This window comes from Larkinella rosea (genome assembly GCF_003858635.1).
In the GTDB taxonomy this organism is placed as follows: domain Bacteria; phylum Bacteroidota; class Bacteroidia; order Cytophagales; family Spirosomataceae; genus Larkinella; species Larkinella rosea.
The window spans coordinates 77,933-94,373 of sequence record NZ_RQJO01000009.1; the positions used below are offsets into that span (position 1 = coordinate 77,933).

Genomic DNA, 16,441 nt, shown 5'->3' on the forward strand with positions numbered 1-16,441 from the left:
GGAATTAACTAATTGAAAAGAATATGCCACTGGCTTCTTCGCTCCATTTCCACAGGCGTTTGGCATCAGCCTCGTCCAGCGAATAACGTTTTACCCCCGGCGATATCTGGCTATCGGATGCTAATGGGGCTACATCCGCATCTTCACAATACACCCCACCGAGGTTATCGAGCAAGGGTGTGGTGGCACACCAAACGGTTGTGGCAGCCCCCTGTTGTATGTTTTTAAGTGAAGCCAGTACTTCGGGAAGCATATTGCCCTGTTCATCCACAAAACCCATTTTCTGGAAAAGTTCCAGTGGGGCTTCCCTTCCTAATTCCGTTCCTCCGATAGAGCCCGGGTGAACAGAATAGACTCTTACGCCAAATTGTTTAGTACGATTATCCAATTCGAGTGAAAATAGATTGACAGCCGTTTTGGATTGACCATACCCTTGCAAGGTTTCGTATGGCCGGTTTATAAAATTGGGGTCCTCAAAATGAAATGTTCCAAACTGGTGGCCATGAGAAGATACATTGATTACCCTCGCTCCGTTTGCTTTTTTGAGTGCTGGCCATACTCTGGCCGTCAACTGAAATTGTGCCAGGTAATTTGTGGCCAGTTGCGATTCAATACCACGGCTATCCCTGCGTAAAGGCACCCACATGATGCCTGCATTGTTGATTAGCAGATGAAGCGGTCGGCTTGTTGCGATAAATGCTTCGGCAAATGCATCGATCGAAGCGGGGTCCATAAAATCAATGCTCTCCAATTCCACATTTGGAATACCGGCTAAATTTTTCCGGGCCTTTTCCAGGTCCCTCGCCGGAACAATTACCGTAGCCCCGGCTGCGGCCAACACCCTGGTGGTTTCTAATCCAATGCCCGTATTGCCGCCGGTCACGATCGCAATTTTTCCGGTGAGGTCAATCCCGTTAATTACCTCCTGTGCAGTCGATGTTGCGTTGAAGCCTGAACCGATGGCCTGCTGTAAAGCTCCTTGATAATTAGTGTGTCCCATGTTATTTTTAATGAATTGTGATGGAACAAAATTACCTGGTTGTTAGCTGGCACACTTTGTTTAGAATGTCAATTTGCTTTGTTTAAACTGTCAGGTTACCCCTCCTGCACAGATCATTTTGTAGGTTCATTCAGGATGCGGATTGGGTACTTTTCGGCTTAGCCTATTCAACATAGGTAAGGGGGAATTATTTATTCCCTAGGCCAGCGGAAAGATTTGGTTATCTTACGGGTAGAAGTCTGACCACCTTTAAAGGTAATGTAACAAATGCGTTTTACTAAGCTGGGCAACGGCGGCTTATTCAGAAATGACTGAAACTAGCCCATTTCCAACTTTCCGAAAAAAGTAACACTTGGCTTGAAACCGATTTAGAAACTTCATGCTTTATACGTACGCTCTCAAGAAGCCTGGTGGTTCTCCATTCCTAAAACCGGTCACTCGCCGTTAACTTGGCAAGATGAATTCTATGGACAAAAAATTTGAATATACCACCCTGGCCCAGCGATATACCGCCCGTTTCCCGGTACTAACCTATGTGGGTATTCAGGTGAATTTTTGGATCATTGCCAACTGTTTGCTACTAACCATTTTGACTTTACACGCTCGACTAATTAACCACGTAGTTCAGATACCGGTAGCAGCATTCGGCCCTTCGCTGTTAATAGCTATCCTGTTTGGGGGAGTATGGGGGGTAAGTCTGGGATTAACGGGTTATTATCTGGATCGGAAAATAGCCAGAAAACGATCGCTCGGGAATGTAATTCTAGTTAAGACCGGGGGAATGCTGATCCTGCTTTGTCTCATTTTCTGGGCCTTACAATTTATCCTATTTGATTTGTCAACTACCTCTCATGTCAATATAGCTGGTGTTATCCTAAAAAAAGAGACTTGGGGTCTTGTATCCGTCCTGCTACTCGTCTATTATTTTTTTATGACCCTGATCATTAGTTTCATCAATCAAATTAACAAGAAATATGGACCGGGCGTTTTATTACCCTTGTTGTTGGGGAGATACCGAAATCCAAAGGAAGAAGAACGGATTTTCATGTTTATGGATTTAAAATCGTCGACTTCCACCGCCGAACAATTAGGTCACATCCGCTATAGCTCCTTTATCAGAGACTGTTTTGCCGATATTAATGAGGTGCTTTTTCCCTTTGGTGCTCAAGTATACCAGTACGTTGGCGACGAAATTGTGATCATGTGGCCCGAGCGTGAAGGCCTGAAAAACTACATCTGTATCCGATTTTACTTTGCCTGTACGGAACAGTTCCGGCATCGAACGGGATACTATAAGTCAACCTATGGTTTTCTGCCTACCTTCAAGGCCGGTATGCATACCGGTAAGGTAACCGCCGTAGAGATCGGCGAAATCAAAAAAGATATCGCTTACCACGGAGATACGCTGAATACCGCAGCCCGTATTCAGAGCGTTTGCAATCACTATCAAAAAGATTTTCTAGTCTCCGGACACTTAATAACTAAAATGGACCTCGATCAACGACTGAAAATTGAATCGCTGGGCAAGATTCTGCTTAGAGGTAAAACAGAAAAGGTTGAGATTATAAGTGTTGACTGGCGTGATCCTGAAGATCTGACGAATAGACGTGTTGAGTTTAAATGATAAAGAATGATTACCAAACGGGCCCCGATGGCAATCAAGAACTAACCATTGCTTGACCTAAATGGAGCGATCGCAGGGACATCTCATCTCACGTTCATTCAATATGTAACTCATCATGGTGGCCTGAGAGCCCGGATTGAAGCAGTGTGCGTGGAATGCTTCTCGCTTGCCGGGAAATGGTCCAGTATGCTAGTGACCGAGCGAAGCAAAAATGCTGTTGCATGGTCCAACTCACGACCGACAAACAACTCCCCGAAGCCATTAAGTTTTACAAATCCTTACTGATTTGAATTGAGTCTAAGGTCTGGGGATAAGGAGGTGTATCCATAAACCCGATCTGGATTGCCAGCCATCGCCCATTTAGTAAAGTCAGTACAATCCCAGTGCGCTGTAACCAAGGTCTGTTATTGGCATGAAATTAAAACCAGCGTGGTGCTATAAACCAGATAGGTTATCACCCCAGACCTGGAATCACCTTCGTGTATTTACCTAGTCGTAGATATAGTGTTGCTAGAATAAGATAGACAGGGGTTGCGAATGAAGTCACTGTCACTAGCAGTCCCACCCAGAAAGTCGCCTTATACTGTTTGTGGTGATAATAGATCAGCAGTAGAACGCCTAGATGAGTGCCATGAGATGGCCTCCCAGAAACCAGCTATGAAACGAAACTAGCCTGTAAAGATCGATGCCCAATTCAAAATGGATCCAGTGTGCCGCTAAATCGGACCACCTCAGCTTTCACCCGGTTTGTCATTTAAAATAAGGCTACTATACAAATTTTCGTTCATCATTATCTAAAAGGGTACCCTAATATGTCAAAATAGGTGTAATAGTAGGCCCGTTGTTGAACAAAAGTAATTACTTCAAACTCCACTCATTATTATTTGTAAAGAAATCGTCCGACTTATATAGAAGAGAAAGTATTACTGAAAGGGGGCGGGGTTGGATCGGGGCCAAGGTAGGGGATTTTGGGAAGTGGCGGGCGGAAAAGTTAGGGTGTGGTGGGTCCGGCTGTCCACCGGGCTTTTTATTGCCACTCACATTCCAGAATCCGGTACCCCGCTACGGCGCCACCTTTCACACTTCGAACCCGCAATACCCCTGAATCAATGTATTGTTCGAATAGGTGATGACTGGTTTTATCCACGACGTAAAATCTCGGGAACCGATCCTTCGTAAAGCTTAATTCGGAAACCACCTCGCCTTTGTCGTATTCCCTCTGAATGGCACCAATGATTTTGAATCCGAGTGTATCGTGATTTTTAAGCGACACCTTCCAATTGAGCAGGTAATGCGCATCGGACAGACCGTAATAGTCCGCAGTCAGGAAGTCTGAACCCGTTTCAAAAAACACCGGAAATCTGGCGGGGATAGCTTTCGATAGCGTTTCCAGATAATCAGGGAACAGCGTTACTTTTCGGTTCTGACGAAACAAGTACGCCCCGGCACTGATCGCAAAGATCCCAATCAGGTACGGATAGAAACGCGGCATGGCAACCACCGGGCTATTTCGGCACAGGTAGACGATTTGCACGATCACCAGCAAATGACTCGGCCAGAAGTAGCGGCTATAAAAGATCGGCGTAAAACCAAAGCTGATCAGCAGGGTAAGCGCAAATACCATCCAAAAAAGAAGCGCAGAAGCCAGAAACGTTATCCGTACCGGGTCCCGGAATGTCTCCCTGAATCCGGCTTTAAGCGACCTCCACAGACCAGCCAGAAAGAACCCCGCAAACGCAAGCACCTTTGGAATAATGATATACAGACTGGTTTCGCTTAATACCGGGATTCGCGGCAACAGGCTGTCGACCGTGACCAGAAAGCTGGTGAATGTCGGCAATTTGATCCAGCCAAACGGCTTACCGGTATCGGCCTGAATCAGAAAATGCGGGTACCAGATCACCACCCATAGGCAGAAAATCAGTAGTCCCACGGCGACCCCGCTCAAATACCGGGCGTCTTTGGCCCATAGAGTCAGCAGCGCAAGGACGCCCATCGAAGCCGCGATGTAAATGAGTCCGAAGTTGTGGGCAAAGGCCAGAAGCATTCCCCAAACCGACAGCCGGACCAACAATGCCCGGCCTTTCGGGTTGACCACAAATCGAAACAGGTCCGTGAAATACAGGGCTGAAAGAAACAGAAACAGCGAATAGTTGCGGATTTGCGATGACAGGTTGTAATTCATCGACGTGAGGGCGACGATAATCAGGGTCAGAACAAAAACGAGCATTGGCTTTTTAGTAAGCCCGCTGAGGTATCCCGAGATCACCGACACTCCGCCGGCAAAAAAGAGGATTGAGATGATTTTAAGCGTTAATTCACCGCGGCCAAACAACGAATACAGCAGGATGAACAACGGCGGGTTGGCATCGATGCCGGTTGTTATTGCCTGAATCCGGTGGGTAAATGAGTCCTCAGACAGCAGGATCATGCTCAGAATCTCATCCAGCCACAGCCGGTGATCTTTTAATGCCGTGGAAGTGGCCAGTGCCACGGCCATGATGAGAAACAAAAAGAAGGAGAATTGGGTGGATCGATTCAAAAGTGTTCTGGTTATTGCCCTGACAACCTACGCAAAGCCAGCCCATTTTGCAAATTATAGGCGGCACACCGGGCCGGGCTTGTCTTCACCAAAATTAAATAGTTGTTTTACAAAAATCCTGCAACCATGCTTGGCGCCGTCATCGGAAAAATCGTTGAAATGCTGCCCTATTCGTACCGGGCAACCTTTTACAATTTCAAGATTCTAAGCAAAGATTACGGCCATTTTAAAAGTGCCGCAAACTGGCAATCCATCGACAAGGACGCCAATCCGATCCCCTGGTATAGCTACCCCGCCATTGAGTTCATCAAACAGCTTGATCTCTCCAATAAAACCGTTTTTGAATACGGCTCCGGCAATTCAACCTTGTTCTGGGCGTCCCGGTGTATGCGGGTGGTAGCCGTTGAGGACGATCCGAAATGGTTCGATACCATCAAATCCAAACTACCACCGAATGTAGAATATCTGATGGCGGCCGACAAAGAAACCTACCTGAATGCCATTGGAAATTATGCTGACCCCTTCGATATTATCATCATCGATGGCAGTCACCGGCTGGAATGCACCCAGGCTGCGCTGAACCGATTGTCGCCGACCGGCTTTTTCATTCTGGACAATTCCGACTGGCATCCGATTTCTTCGAAACATCTGCGGGAATTGGATCGGATCGAAATTGACTTCTCCGGCTTTAACCCGATCAACGGATATACGACAACCACCTCATTGTACCTATCCCGGCAGGTTGATTTTAAGCCTGCTCACGACCGGCAGCCCATTGCGGGGATCGGCGGAGCGAATAATAATTTTGGGTGATGTTCTTACCTGGCGTTAACCTCACTCACTTTGGCACTATCAACCTGAGTATTCACAAAGCCGGTATTGATTTCATCAATCCGGATTGAATCGCCATGTGAATCAACTTTGTAAACAACCTCCGACTCATGCCCAAAAACAGCGAAGAGTTGCAAAATAAAATTGACGATCGAAGTACTGATTTCAAGCGAGGCATTTCGATTATCCATTTTAAAGGTCTCTATACTAAAATTGGTTGGAGAGATTTGTTGTAAAGCCTCAAACTCAGAATGGATAATACCATAGCCTAATTCGGCAGAAAGGAGCACGTTACGATTAATAAAGTAAGCAACACCCACATTCGGTTTTAGCACCGTTGAATAGCTCTTCAGCTTTATGTCGGTCGGATAAAAAGCCACAAGCGCCCAATTGGACGTCTAGCTGGGGATTCGCCCGGATATTCTCGGCTAATCCAATTATCTCCTTGTTCTGATTTTTATCAACAATTGTTTGGGACTTAATGAATAGGTATAGCCCCAGAAATCCCGGTCGGTTTACCAGTATCCGGATCAGGAATAGCCGGGTAAAAATCTAGGTAGAGACTGGAACGCCTATCTTATACGGAGTTTGACCTTGATCATGATGGGGTAACGGTTGGGGAGAAAAGTTGATCGATCCGGAATTTGGGCATATAAGCATAAATCCCGTTTTATTGCTTCGGTATGTCGTTTCTGTGGATCAAATCATGCAGTGCTTTCTCTGATATCCAATATTTTTGAATCACTTCTTTCATGGTGTAACAATCACTATGTACAGGGTTTTACTGAGGAGTAGAGAAGTTATACTACGTAAAGTTACTTTCCGATACAGAAAGTAATAATATAGCATAACAATATGTAAATCAATGATTTAATTTAACATAATTGATGATAAGGTACAAATAGTGTACAAATTCTCTTTCAATATCAAGTTTTTAGATAAGTCGCAACACTTTGATGGTGGAAGAGATAAAGTCACTATCTAAATTATCCTTCATTCTATTAAAGCTACCATTTTCAGAGTTGCAAATAGATCGCAGATTACTTATAGTATTATAATATATGACTTTTGTCATTGGAGGGTTGACACATAGTCAAATGTCAAAAATATTCGTTTAAACATTCTAGATCACTATTTTTTTGAGGGCATACATGGAATATTTAATAAAGATATTTTGCTGAAATTACAAGGTAACTAAAATTAACTATTGCTTATATAGTATCTTTAATTTGTCTAATTCTACAACTGCATCATTTATATTTTTGCATTGATTTATAATTTTTAATTGTAATAAGCTATATTGATTGTTATATGATTTTATATTTTCAAAGAGTTTTTTTTGGGTTTCTTGCCAGATGTTTTCAGCTAAATTAGAAGCGTGCTTTATATTATCAATAATTTGTGATAGCATTTTAAAATGCAAATCATCATGCCTGCTTTTAAGTGAATCTTTTTGGTGGTCGTAATCAAGTTCAATTTTTTTATGGTTACTAATGGCATCCAATTTTATTTTATTGTATGTTTCTAAAAACGGGAAAATTTCTTTATTAAAGTCCTCTTGTATTTGTTCCAAATCAAACAATAGTTTATTTTTAATTGGGGAATATCTTTGATATACTATTGAACGTTCTTTTTGTGACTCTGCTTTTAAATTTTGACTTTTTAGTTCTGCTAACGCTAATTCAGATGTCATTAAGGTACTAATTTGTGACTTAAGTCTCATTGCCTCACGCTCAATAGTTAGTATTTTATCATTGGTTTCTTTATTTACCTTAGACAGCCATTTTTTTAAAGATTCGGCTCGGTCGTCGCCAATCTGTGGAATTTTCACCCATTTACCATTTGATTTTTTTACATTTCCACCATTTCCAGTAGATACGGCAGTATCAGTATAATCTGCGGCAGTATTGATACCAAATAATTTAAGATTATTTAGAGCTATTTTAGGGACCATTCCGAAAATAATGGATGCATTGTCTTTAATAATATATTTAGAGAGCATTAATTTAATTAGATAATTTTTGTTGTCTAATCCTAATTCCTTGTCTATTCTTAATTTATAATTATTCTCTAAAACTGAGATTTCATTCTTTATTTGAAATAGCTTACTATGTAATTTATTATTAATAAAGGATATGTCTTTTTCCTCTTGAATTTTTACCTGATTTAATTGATTTTTAAACTGCTGTTTTATTGCATCATACTTATTTTTTATAGGTTGAACCGTTTCATTATAATGTCTATTATTTGTCTCAGTTACACTTTTTAATTTAATATCTGTAGCCCCTCTTATTGATTTAAGCTCTTTAATTTCCTCTTGGCACAAGGACTCTGTTAGAATATCTAAATTATCTATTTTTTTAGTTAGATCGATTTTGATATTTTCAATAATTTTTTTTTCTTCTTTTAAAATAACATCTTGAGTAGATTTAAACCCTAAAATAATTGAATGTACTTCTTTTAAAAACTGATCTTTTTCTAAAATGAGTGTTTTTATTTTCTTTTGTTGTTTAATTATACTTACTTTTATATTCTCAATATCAGGACGACCAAATAAATTATAATAAGCTGATTTGAATATATTAGTATCTGGAAAATATAAGAAAGAAGCTGTTAGTAATGCCGGTGTCGGTGCTTGAGAAAAAGACAGTTCATTTGATAATTTGAAAATTGGTATGTCAATTATAGATGACGGCAGGGGCCGATCTATTTTGATAACTGGTTGAGGTGACAATACGTTACACCAATCATCTGTCGTTGGACGTTGTTGTGGGGAAGAATGACCATTATCAAAGCATCGAATAAATAATTTACGAATTGATTCATCTAGCTTTGTGAATTGTTGATGTGGCGGAGGTATTACCCTGAAATGATGTCTTTTCGATTGGCTATAAGGAAATAATCCATTTTCAACCATTTCTGACAAACTACTACATGCGTTATAAGGTGGGTTACAACTCCCTGTAAACGGATGAATTCCACAAAGAAGTCTGTAAAAGATAACAGCTATACTAAATTGATCCCAAGTGATATGTGCTCCATCATTCGATAAATTCATACCCTTATAATACTCTGGTGGAGTGTATTCGGGTGTGGCAACTGGAGCAGAAAATACAAGTTTTCCATTTTCAACCACTTGAACACTATCAATATCAATAAAAGAAATCAACCCATTAGGCTGTATTTTGATATTAACTGGCTTCATATCAACTAATACATACCTTCCTAAGCTATGAATCTGATGTAATGCAACTGCAATATTAAAGCAGATTTTTAATCTTAATTCGATAGCATTTGAGTCTTGGAGGTTAAATCTATTCCAAATTGAACCTAAATTCTTGAAACTCTTAGGATGTAAAAGGAGCTCTAAGTCTTCCCCTTGAGCTCTATGCATTGTTAATCCCAAGAACTTGTTATTTTGATAAACGACAGCAGTTGGCCAAATCACAGAGTGGTGGCTATTTTGAACCTGTAATAAGGGAGGGTTATCGACTAAATACTTTGTTTTAAATTCTCGTTCTTTTGTCCTTTTTTCGGATTTGTAAATTTTTACTACTTGGTTATTAAATGTTTTTGGGCTGATAATAATATATATATCACCTTCACCTCCACTAGCAAAGGCCTTATCTTCTATTGTTAAAGTAACACCATTGTGAAGTTGTACCTGTTTGGGCATACTTAAGAATTGGTGTATTAAATTGCTTGTATAATTTTCACTCCCAAAACCATAGTTTTGTCATCTGTCTCAAGTCGGAGTTTCTCGGTTCCAGCAGTTAAGAATTCAGCCCAAAGGTTATTAATATCATCTTGGCTTTTAAGCTGTTCGTGTAACTTAGTTAAACCTGTTCGATTCGGATTAAAGAATGCGGGAAAGGGCCGATTTGGATCATAGTAGATACTTTTATCGGAATTATATAAGTTAACTTCAAATGCTGCTTTCTCACAACCGTCTGATAGTAAGCAAAATGCACTTACTTGCCCGGAAATTACATTGCTCTCAATATATAGATCTACAAGATCATCATTCCAGATATCAGAAGTAATGAAAACTGTTTCATTAGCAACTTCACCGTGAAATGGCGTTATCATAGGTAACCACTGACCTTCTTGTGTGCAATAACCCGCCCTGCCATCTCCTATGTGAGTAATCAATAGACCATCCGGCAAGCTAATAGCCATTATAACAGTACATGCCAATGATTTAAAATCAATATCATGCTCTATACTATAATTTTCTAAATCTTTTCTTACTGTTATAAGGATTTGCTTAGCAGTATCATGCCAAACTTCTTGATTCGGAAATTCAGTTACCCAGCCTTGTCTGGTAATTAACTTCTCGGCATGATAAATGCAAAAATCAGAAACTTGGTTTGATCCTAGATGTGAGTTTTTACATGATCCCGCACCATCAGTAACTACCGATACGGTAAACTTGTCAAAAACCCCAACACGGCAAGCATCTTGGCAAGGTATATTCTCAGATATGTGCGAGTTTCCTATAACTGAAGCGAAAGCGAAAATCCAATCTGTTTGTTGCATTCTACATTTCCATTTGAGTCCATCCACTAACAGGTGGAAGTAACAATCTTTCTCCTTCTGCTGATTTTGTAATTATACCTATACTATTACTCAACCATTTGAAGAATTCCGAAAATTTATAACCTGCTAAAGAAAGAGGAGGGGTGTTTGGCGGACAAATTTGTGAGAGTTTTTGATGGTTATAACCTTGCACTCCTAGGGCCCAAAAGGTAAACTTTTTACTATCGTTAGCTTGTCTAATTTGTGTAGAAAGCCCTTTTACATCTTGATCTCCATCAGGCTCACCATCAGTTATTAACACAATCATGGGACGAAAGTAATTTTGCCCTGTGTTTCTGTACCATTCTTTACGGTTCTCAACCATATCGGCAGCTAATCGAACACCATCAACTAATTTAGTGCTGCCACTTATCGAAAGAGTTGGCATTTCAAAATTACCAACTAATGCTGGGTCTTGAATGCATTTTACACTGCTTCCAAAGGTAACAATACTTACCTCAAGCCGTTGAGATGCAAGAAAGTCTTTTGTCACCTCTTGGTGAAATTCTTGTAACCCTTGGTTAAGTTGTCTAATTGGTTCTCCACCCATAGAACCAGAGACATCTAAAACCAACACACAAAGGCACTTTTGTTCGTAATTATCTGGAGATTCGCCGGTAAACATGTGAAATTGTAATTTTTTTTGATAGTTTATTGTTTTTATGAAAAGCAACCAAGTGGCAATATAAATAAAGATAAGTATATTATAATAATTGGCTCAGACTCATACTTTAGGAATACTTATAATTTTCACGAAAAAGACGACCAGGCTATATTCTTGACATATTCGTCGCTGCCATATTACTCTTACTATTTTATATCCCAGAAGGTATCAGAATTGTGACAGGTTGAACGCATAAAAAAGTACAACGGTTTTTCTTTGTAAAATACAACAATTCGGTCTTTGAAAACCCTTTGAGATCTCTCTACAGCTAAAGCCGCTTTATTTTCCGACAAACTTTAGCCAAAGACCATAGCCATTGGGTTGTAAAAGCTCCTAAAGTCGTCACCAGAAACCGAATTGCATTTTTACCTGTGCCCAATTTGAAGTATTGTACCTTTAGATGCGTTTAACCTGGAATTGTGAGACTGTATTCACATTAAATCCCGATCTTTTTAGAGTAGGGATTTAGAGCAAGTAATTTTGAAATGCCTTCTTTGATACTAGAGCGCCTTACTCCTTCCAGTGTTCTTCTTCGTTCGGTTCAAGCTGTACATAGACTTGGCTGAGGAAAGAGTGTATAAACTCGTATTGGTTTAATGTCTATGGGTTTGGGAAGTCCTATCTGATTTATAGCGTATCTGGTATTCGCTCAACAATTTTCATTGTTTCTACAATTAATGTGCAAACCCTTTGTAATAAGGTCATAACTTGTTCCTTGTAGTCCGAAAAGCGATATATATCGAAATTGGTCGCTCTAGTTGGGTCAGATGGTTCTGTTATATACTCTAACCTTTAGTATTGGATTTGTTTTATTTCATATGTGCCGCTGTTGAGGAATTGAGCTTGCGAAAGATTCAAGAATTGTGTAGGTTGTAAATCTGTTTTTAAAATACCTTCAAAAGGAAATGGTGAAACTTGATCATCCTCCGCTTTTAGGGGAAGGGTTTAGGACGATTGGTGTATGGCAGCTTGATGAATATTTCTTGCGTCCGTTTCAGGATACAGTTGTTGATCCCGCAAGGCGTCGGTATTTAATCAACAACTTCAAACTATATTTGCGCGAACTGGTCAAATTGCAAATCCAAATTGAAATTTGGATTGATGGGTCTTTTACAACAAAAAGCCCTGAGCCTGATGATATTGATATAGTAGTATGGATTGATCAGCCTGATTTAGACACTCTGTCAGGACCGATGTTAGTATTATTTGATAGAATGATTACAGAAAGAGAGCTTGTAAAAGTCAGATATAATATTGATGTTTATCTTGGGGAAAGGGGGAATGAAAATGACGAAGCAAAATTCCTAAAATTGTTTACCGGAGGACATTTGGCTCACTACACGAAGGGGTTCTTTAAACTGATTTTAACGGATGTATAACATTTCCAGGCTTGAAGATATTCTTGAAGACGCTAGGGGTATGCTGTCCGATCACCAGGGACGTCTGAGAAGAAACCCAACTAGCCATTTTTACAAATCGCTGGTAGCCTCGTCTAAAGCAAGGGTTGAGGAATATACTACATTATTAATACAAGAGAAAGAGCGCAGGGGTAAGGAAATTGTTGAACTACGGCTCATTGGTCCAAAGGCAAACTTCGGAAGCTTGCCAGCCAATTTATTCAGCTTAGTAACGGAATATTTTGAAGAGATGCTTGTACAGGCCGGACGGTTTATTCGATATGGTCACCATAATAAAGGAGCAACAGGTCAGACTCGAAAGCAGATGAATATCCAGTTAAGCCAGATTTCTTCCGGTTCAACTCGACTATTCTTCACAATAGACTCACATCCTGATATGTATGGCAATAGCCTTACTGAGGATTGTTTATACAAAACCTTTGACGTACTTCAGATACAAAAGACCGATGATATATCTGATCGTATTTCTCAATATGGAAAAGGTGGTGTCAAAAACATGAACAAACTTCTTAGGGGCCTTATCAATGCTGACTTGGAAGCTGAAATAAACTGGTTTGCGCCAAACGACAAACAAGTCTATTGGGAAGGAAATAAAGAAAAGCTCTTCCAATTACAAACCACCCTAGAAAGTATGGCTCAAGCCGAGCCTGAAGAAAAACCATTTTATGGCACCATTATCACCGAAAGCATAAAAGGTCCTGGAAAATTTGAGGTAAAACTATGGCCAGCCGGTACAATTAGTGGTACAGTGCCAAAGGCGGTAATGGGGCAACTACTTTCTCTACATGTGGGAGAGACGTGCAAAGGGGTTGTTTATGAATTTATTAATGAGAATAGACTGACTGGAGATGTTCGACGATCCTACCAACTCAAATCAATTGAGGCAGCCGAAATTCCACCCGGTACCGCGTTTAATCAACTATCACTATTTAACTAGTTGCCTGAATATCTCTAGTTTTTGCAGGAACAGACTTCGGGTAAATTATTAAAGACCGCTTCTGACTAATCTTATCATACATAACCTGCCTGTTTCCCATTTCCGTCGCTTTACCACGAGAAAGAGATCCCGAACCAGAACCATCAACTGCCGATCGAACTCGGCCAGCTTTAACGGGTCTGATTCGCAAAGTTAGCAAAGCTCGGATCACTTGATGATCCAGCCATTTGACTTAGTAAGATGTTCGGGCTTAGTCGGCAGGCTTGGCGATCACCACCAAAGTTAACGTACCAACCACACCGATAAAAACCCAGATAAGGCGGCTGATTTGCTTCTCCATTGGCTTCCATGCCTTATGCTGGGCCTGTAAGTGTTTCTCATTACTAGCCTGCATCGGATCGTAATAGTGCACAGAGTCTGGAGTGGAATGATATCGGGCCTTGACAGGGTAAGTGCGGAGTAAAGGAGGAGCGTCTTCATCCATCATTAGACAGAATTGACGGGAAAGTCACATTCCTAATTTATACGAACGCTTAGAAGCTGACATTTAGAAATTACTTAGCAACGTCTAAAGGTATATTTAATAAGAATAACGGGTATTTCCCCTTTGTTTATTATTCATTCATTCTCTAACTTCATCTACTTGAAAACTTATTTTAAAATTTAGCGTACTTATGTGTAAATTTTTGTTGGCTTTTTTTATTCTGATACTAGGAATATCGACCAGCAAGGCGGATGATATTATGAAATTTTCGGTACTGTTAGATTCACTGTCAATTAGAACTGAAAAGGTTTTTATTCTTATTGATAAAGTGATTATTAACGACATTTCGGATTCTGACTCATGGTTAATCGAAAATTACAGAAAAGTTATTGAGGAGAATTATGATACAACTTATTATAGGTGGAGATTTCCCCAAAATAAATTTTATATTTGCAATCGACCTGTTCAAATAACAAATTGTAATTTCCAAAATGCAATTACATCTTTTTTTCCAAAAATTATATTTCAAAATTCGATAGAAATAAATAATTCCTTTAATAATAATAGTGCGCTAATTTTTTCAAATTCACTTTTTTATGGAGATGTTAAATTTAGTAACATTAAAAATATGCTTTTATATAAATGTAATTTTTTCAATGATGTTTTTATTGAACTTCCTGAGAAAAGTGGAATTAATATTGTAAATTCTCTTTTCAAACCCAAATTTAGTAAACAAGATGACTGGGAAAGTTTATTTTTGAGTTTTCTTAGTTTAAGAGGTCAAGATGTTGATTTTGTGCAAATAGTTAAATCAAAATTTATTAAAGGTAACCATCAAGGATTAATTGATTTTGAAAACTTTAGTGTGAAAGATTTTTATTTTAATGATAATTATGTTGAGGCAAAAATCCTTATACAAAGAACCTTTTTTTGGAACACGCTAAGTATAAGTAAATGTCAATTCAAGTCGAATGTAATTATGAATTCGTTTAAATTGCCGTCAGATAATCTTTTCTTCCCATTTGATCAAATAGAAGATTTGCTGAGTATATCAAGGGAATCTGGTGAAGCAATAGTTTTGAAAGATACTATTGCAAAAATAACAAATATTGAGCTATACAATGGATATTTCATTGATAAAATGTTAGAAAGTTTAAAAAAACTAAATCTTTCTTTTAAAAATTCTGGTGATAAAATTAGTGCAGATAATACATTTCTTTTATCAAAAAAAATAGAATTACAACAATCAAAGCTTCATTTAAAAGAAAAAATTTCTTTAGAAAATTCTATAAATTTTTCTCTTAATTATTTTATTAGTTGGTATTCTGATTTTGGAACAAATCTAACGAAAGCGTTTATTAATAGCATACTAATAATAATTTCATTTTCACTTATATATACTTTAGACTTTTTTATAGAATCTCAAAAAAAACCATTTAAAGTAAACAGAAAATATATATCATTGAGAAATAGCTTAAATTTATTGATCAAAAAATTAAACAAAAATGCTGTTACCATTTTGGGCAAATTTGGTATTTCCTTCAAAAAAAGATATTATTATAGAAAGAAAAAAATGTTATTTTTACTGTATTTTAGTTATACAATTGAGGTGTTTTTTATTATTATGCATTCAATTTTATTAAGTGTTAATGCCTTCTTTACTTTAGGATATGGAGAACTAAGTGTCATGGGGAGTTTTAAATATGTAAAATACATTTATGTAATCGAAGGTCTTATTGGCTGGTTTTTACTAAGTTTTTTTGTAGTAAGCTTATTAGCTCAAACAATTGGATAGTTAAATTATTATTCTGCTGACAAAAGCGAGAATCATATTTAATTGCATATAATTTGGGCGAAAGGGGGAGATGGTACACAGGATGGCGCATCAAGTAATGGTACAGGCAATGTATTTGTATGAGGAATGATGAAAGATTATTGCGCTTTCACATTATTTAATAAATAAAAAACCGGCGAGTTAGCCGGTTTTGTCAGTAGGTAAGTAAAATCAAAATTTCTTCATTTTAACCTCATTTGAAGTAGATATTTAATTCTCTAAGTTCTCCTCCTCGCTTGATTCAAGCTGTACATGAAGATCTCCAATGAGTGAGCTTAGTTGTACGTAACGCCGTGTATTAGCCTCTATAACTGCGAGGTCGTGGGTGGTATGTGGATCACGTAATGAGGCCGAAAACCATTCCGCTAGACAGGTTCGTAATTGGTGAGAAGACTCAGGATGGCTGAGTGTTGCGAGGATGCTGTCTGGAATGCGTACCGAGGCTGATCCTAGACCCGCTTGGTTAATCGTTGAGTTTGACATTTTTGTTTTCGCTGTTGTCCTTATGTAGCATCGGACGTGAAAGATT

Annotated in this window: 12 protein-coding genes; 5 read left to right on the top strand and 7 right to left on the bottom strand. The window is 38.9% G+C overall.

Annotated elements, in window-relative coordinates; translation table 11 throughout:
* Positions 1–4: 4 nt before the first annotated feature.
* On the bottom strand, positions 5–1,000 hold the full coding sequence (locus EHT25_RS16275) for an SDR family NAD(P)-dependent oxidoreductase (RefSeq protein ID WP_124876208.1): 996 nt from the start codon (positions 998–1,000) through the stop codon (positions 5–7).
* Positions 1,001–1,466: 466 nt separating this feature from the next.
* Here EHT25_RS16275 and EHT25_RS16280 point away from each other — a divergent pair, with 466 nt between their 5' ends.
* Positions 1,467–2,624 carry an adenylate/guanylate cyclase domain-containing protein gene (locus EHT25_RS16280; protein ID WP_221622291.1) on the top strand — a complete coding sequence of 386 codons (1,158 nt, stop codon included), beginning with the start codon at positions 1,467–1,469 and terminating at the stop codon, positions 2,622–2,624.
* A gap of 1,027 nt (positions 2,625–3,651) precedes the next feature.
* Here EHT25_RS16280 and EHT25_RS16290 read toward each other — a convergent pair.
* Entirely contained in the window at positions 3,652–5,166 is a 1,515-nt protein-coding gene (locus EHT25_RS16290) for a glycosyltransferase family protein (RefSeq protein WP_124876210.1), read from the bottom strand.
* Positions 5,167–5,292: 126 nt separating this feature from the next.
* Here EHT25_RS16290 and EHT25_RS16295 point away from each other — a divergent pair, with 126 nt between their 5' ends.
* Entirely contained in the window at positions 5,293–5,979 is a 687-nt protein-coding gene (locus EHT25_RS16295) for a class I SAM-dependent methyltransferase (RefSeq protein WP_124876211.1), read from the top strand.
* Positions 5,980–5,984: 5 nt separating this feature from the next.
* Here EHT25_RS16295 and EHT25_RS16300 read toward each other — a convergent pair whose 3' ends face one another.
* The 4 genes from EHT25_RS16300 to EHT25_RS16320 form a co-directional block, all read right to left on the bottom strand.
* A complete protein-coding gene (locus EHT25_RS16300; RefSeq protein WP_221622292.1) occupies positions 5,985–6,332 on the bottom strand; it encodes a hypothetical protein in 348 nt (115 codons plus the stop codon).
* An 869-nt stretch (positions 6,333–7,201) separates the two neighbouring features.
* A complete protein-coding gene (locus EHT25_RS16310) occupies positions 7,202–9,673 on the bottom strand; it encodes a hypothetical protein (RefSeq protein WP_124876213.1) in 2,472 nt (823 codons plus the stop codon).
* A 17-nt stretch (positions 9,674–9,690) separates the two neighbouring features.
* A complete protein-coding gene (locus tag EHT25_RS16315; protein ID WP_124876214.1) occupies positions 9,691–10,536 on the bottom strand; it encodes a PP2C family serine/threonine-protein phosphatase in 846 nt (281 codons plus the stop codon).
* A gap of 1 nt (position 10,537) precedes the next feature.
* Positions 10,538–11,200 carry a vWA domain-containing protein gene (locus EHT25_RS16320; RefSeq protein ID WP_124876215.1) on the bottom strand — a complete coding sequence of 221 codons (663 nt, stop codon included), beginning with the start codon at positions 11,198–11,200 and terminating at the stop codon, positions 10,538–10,540.
* Positions 11,201–12,144: 944 nt separating this feature from the next.
* On the opposite strand from EHT25_RS16320, the gene EHT25_RS16325 reads away from it, so the two are divergent.
* Both EHT25_RS16325 and EHT25_RS16330 read left to right on the top strand, forming a co-directional pair.
* The gene (locus EHT25_RS16325; protein WP_124876216.1) at positions 12,145–12,618 is read left to right on the top strand and encodes a DUF6932 family protein; all 474 of its coding nucleotides are present in this window, start codon (positions 12,145–12,147) and stop codon (positions 12,616–12,618) included.
* A complete protein-coding gene (locus EHT25_RS16330) occupies positions 12,611–13,594 on the top strand; it encodes a hypothetical protein (RefSeq protein ID WP_124876217.1) in 984 nt (327 codons plus the stop codon). The genes EHT25_RS16325 and EHT25_RS16330 overlap by 8 nt, the downstream gene beginning before the upstream one ends.
* Positions 13,595–13,844: 250 nt before the next feature.
* Here the strand turns inward: EHT25_RS16330 and EHT25_RS16335 are convergent, their stop codons facing one another.
* Entirely contained in the window at positions 13,845–14,081 is a 237-nt protein-coding gene (locus tag EHT25_RS16335; RefSeq protein ID WP_124876218.1) for a hypothetical protein, read from the bottom strand.
* Positions 14,082–14,268: 187 nt separating this feature from the next.
* Here EHT25_RS16335 and EHT25_RS16340 point away from each other — a divergent pair, with 187 nt between their 5' ends.
* On the top strand, positions 14,269–15,873 hold the full coding sequence (locus tag EHT25_RS16340; RefSeq protein WP_124876219.1) for a hypothetical protein: 1,605 nt from the start codon (positions 14,269–14,271) through the stop codon (positions 15,871–15,873).
* Positions 15,874–16,441: the final 568 nt, after the last annotated feature.

Bases quoted from the DNA above. Each gene is read 5' to 3' on its own strand.
- EHT25_RS16275 (WP_124876208.1), bottom strand. From the start codon at position 1,000: ATGGGACACACTAATTATCAAGGAGCTTTACAGCAGGCCATCGGTTCA.
- EHT25_RS16325 (WP_124876216.1), top strand. From the start codon at position 12,145: ATGGTGAAACTTGATCATCCTCCGCTTTTAGGGGAAGGGTTTAGGACG.
- EHT25_RS16320 (WP_124876215.1), bottom strand. From the start codon at position 11,200: ATGTTTACCGGCGAATCTCCAGATAATTACGAACAAAAGTGCCTTTGT.
- EHT25_RS16330 (WP_124876217.1), top strand. From the start codon at position 12,611: ATGTATAACATTTCCAGGCTTGAAGATATTCTTGAAGACGCTAGGGGT.
- EHT25_RS16340 (WP_124876219.1), top strand. From the start codon at position 14,269: ATGTGTAAATTTTTGTTGGCTTTTTTTATTCTGATACTAGGAATATCG.
- EHT25_RS16280 (WP_221622291.1), top strand. From the start codon at position 1,467: ATGGACAAAAAATTTGAATATACCACCCTGGCCCAGCGATATACCGCC.
- EHT25_RS16335 (WP_124876218.1), bottom strand. From the start codon at position 14,081: ATGATGGATGAAGACGCTCCTCCTTTACTCCGCACTTACCCTGTCAAG.
- EHT25_RS16310 (WP_124876213.1), bottom strand. From the start codon at position 9,673: ATGCCCAAACAGGTACAACTTCACAATGGTGTTACTTTAACAATAGAA.
- EHT25_RS16315 (WP_124876214.1), bottom strand. From the start codon at position 10,536: ATGCAACAAACAGATTGGATTTTCGCTTTCGCTTCAGTTATAGGAAAC.
- EHT25_RS16295 (WP_124876211.1), top strand. From the start codon at position 5,293: ATGCTTGGCGCCGTCATCGGAAAAATCGTTGAAATGCTGCCCTATTCG.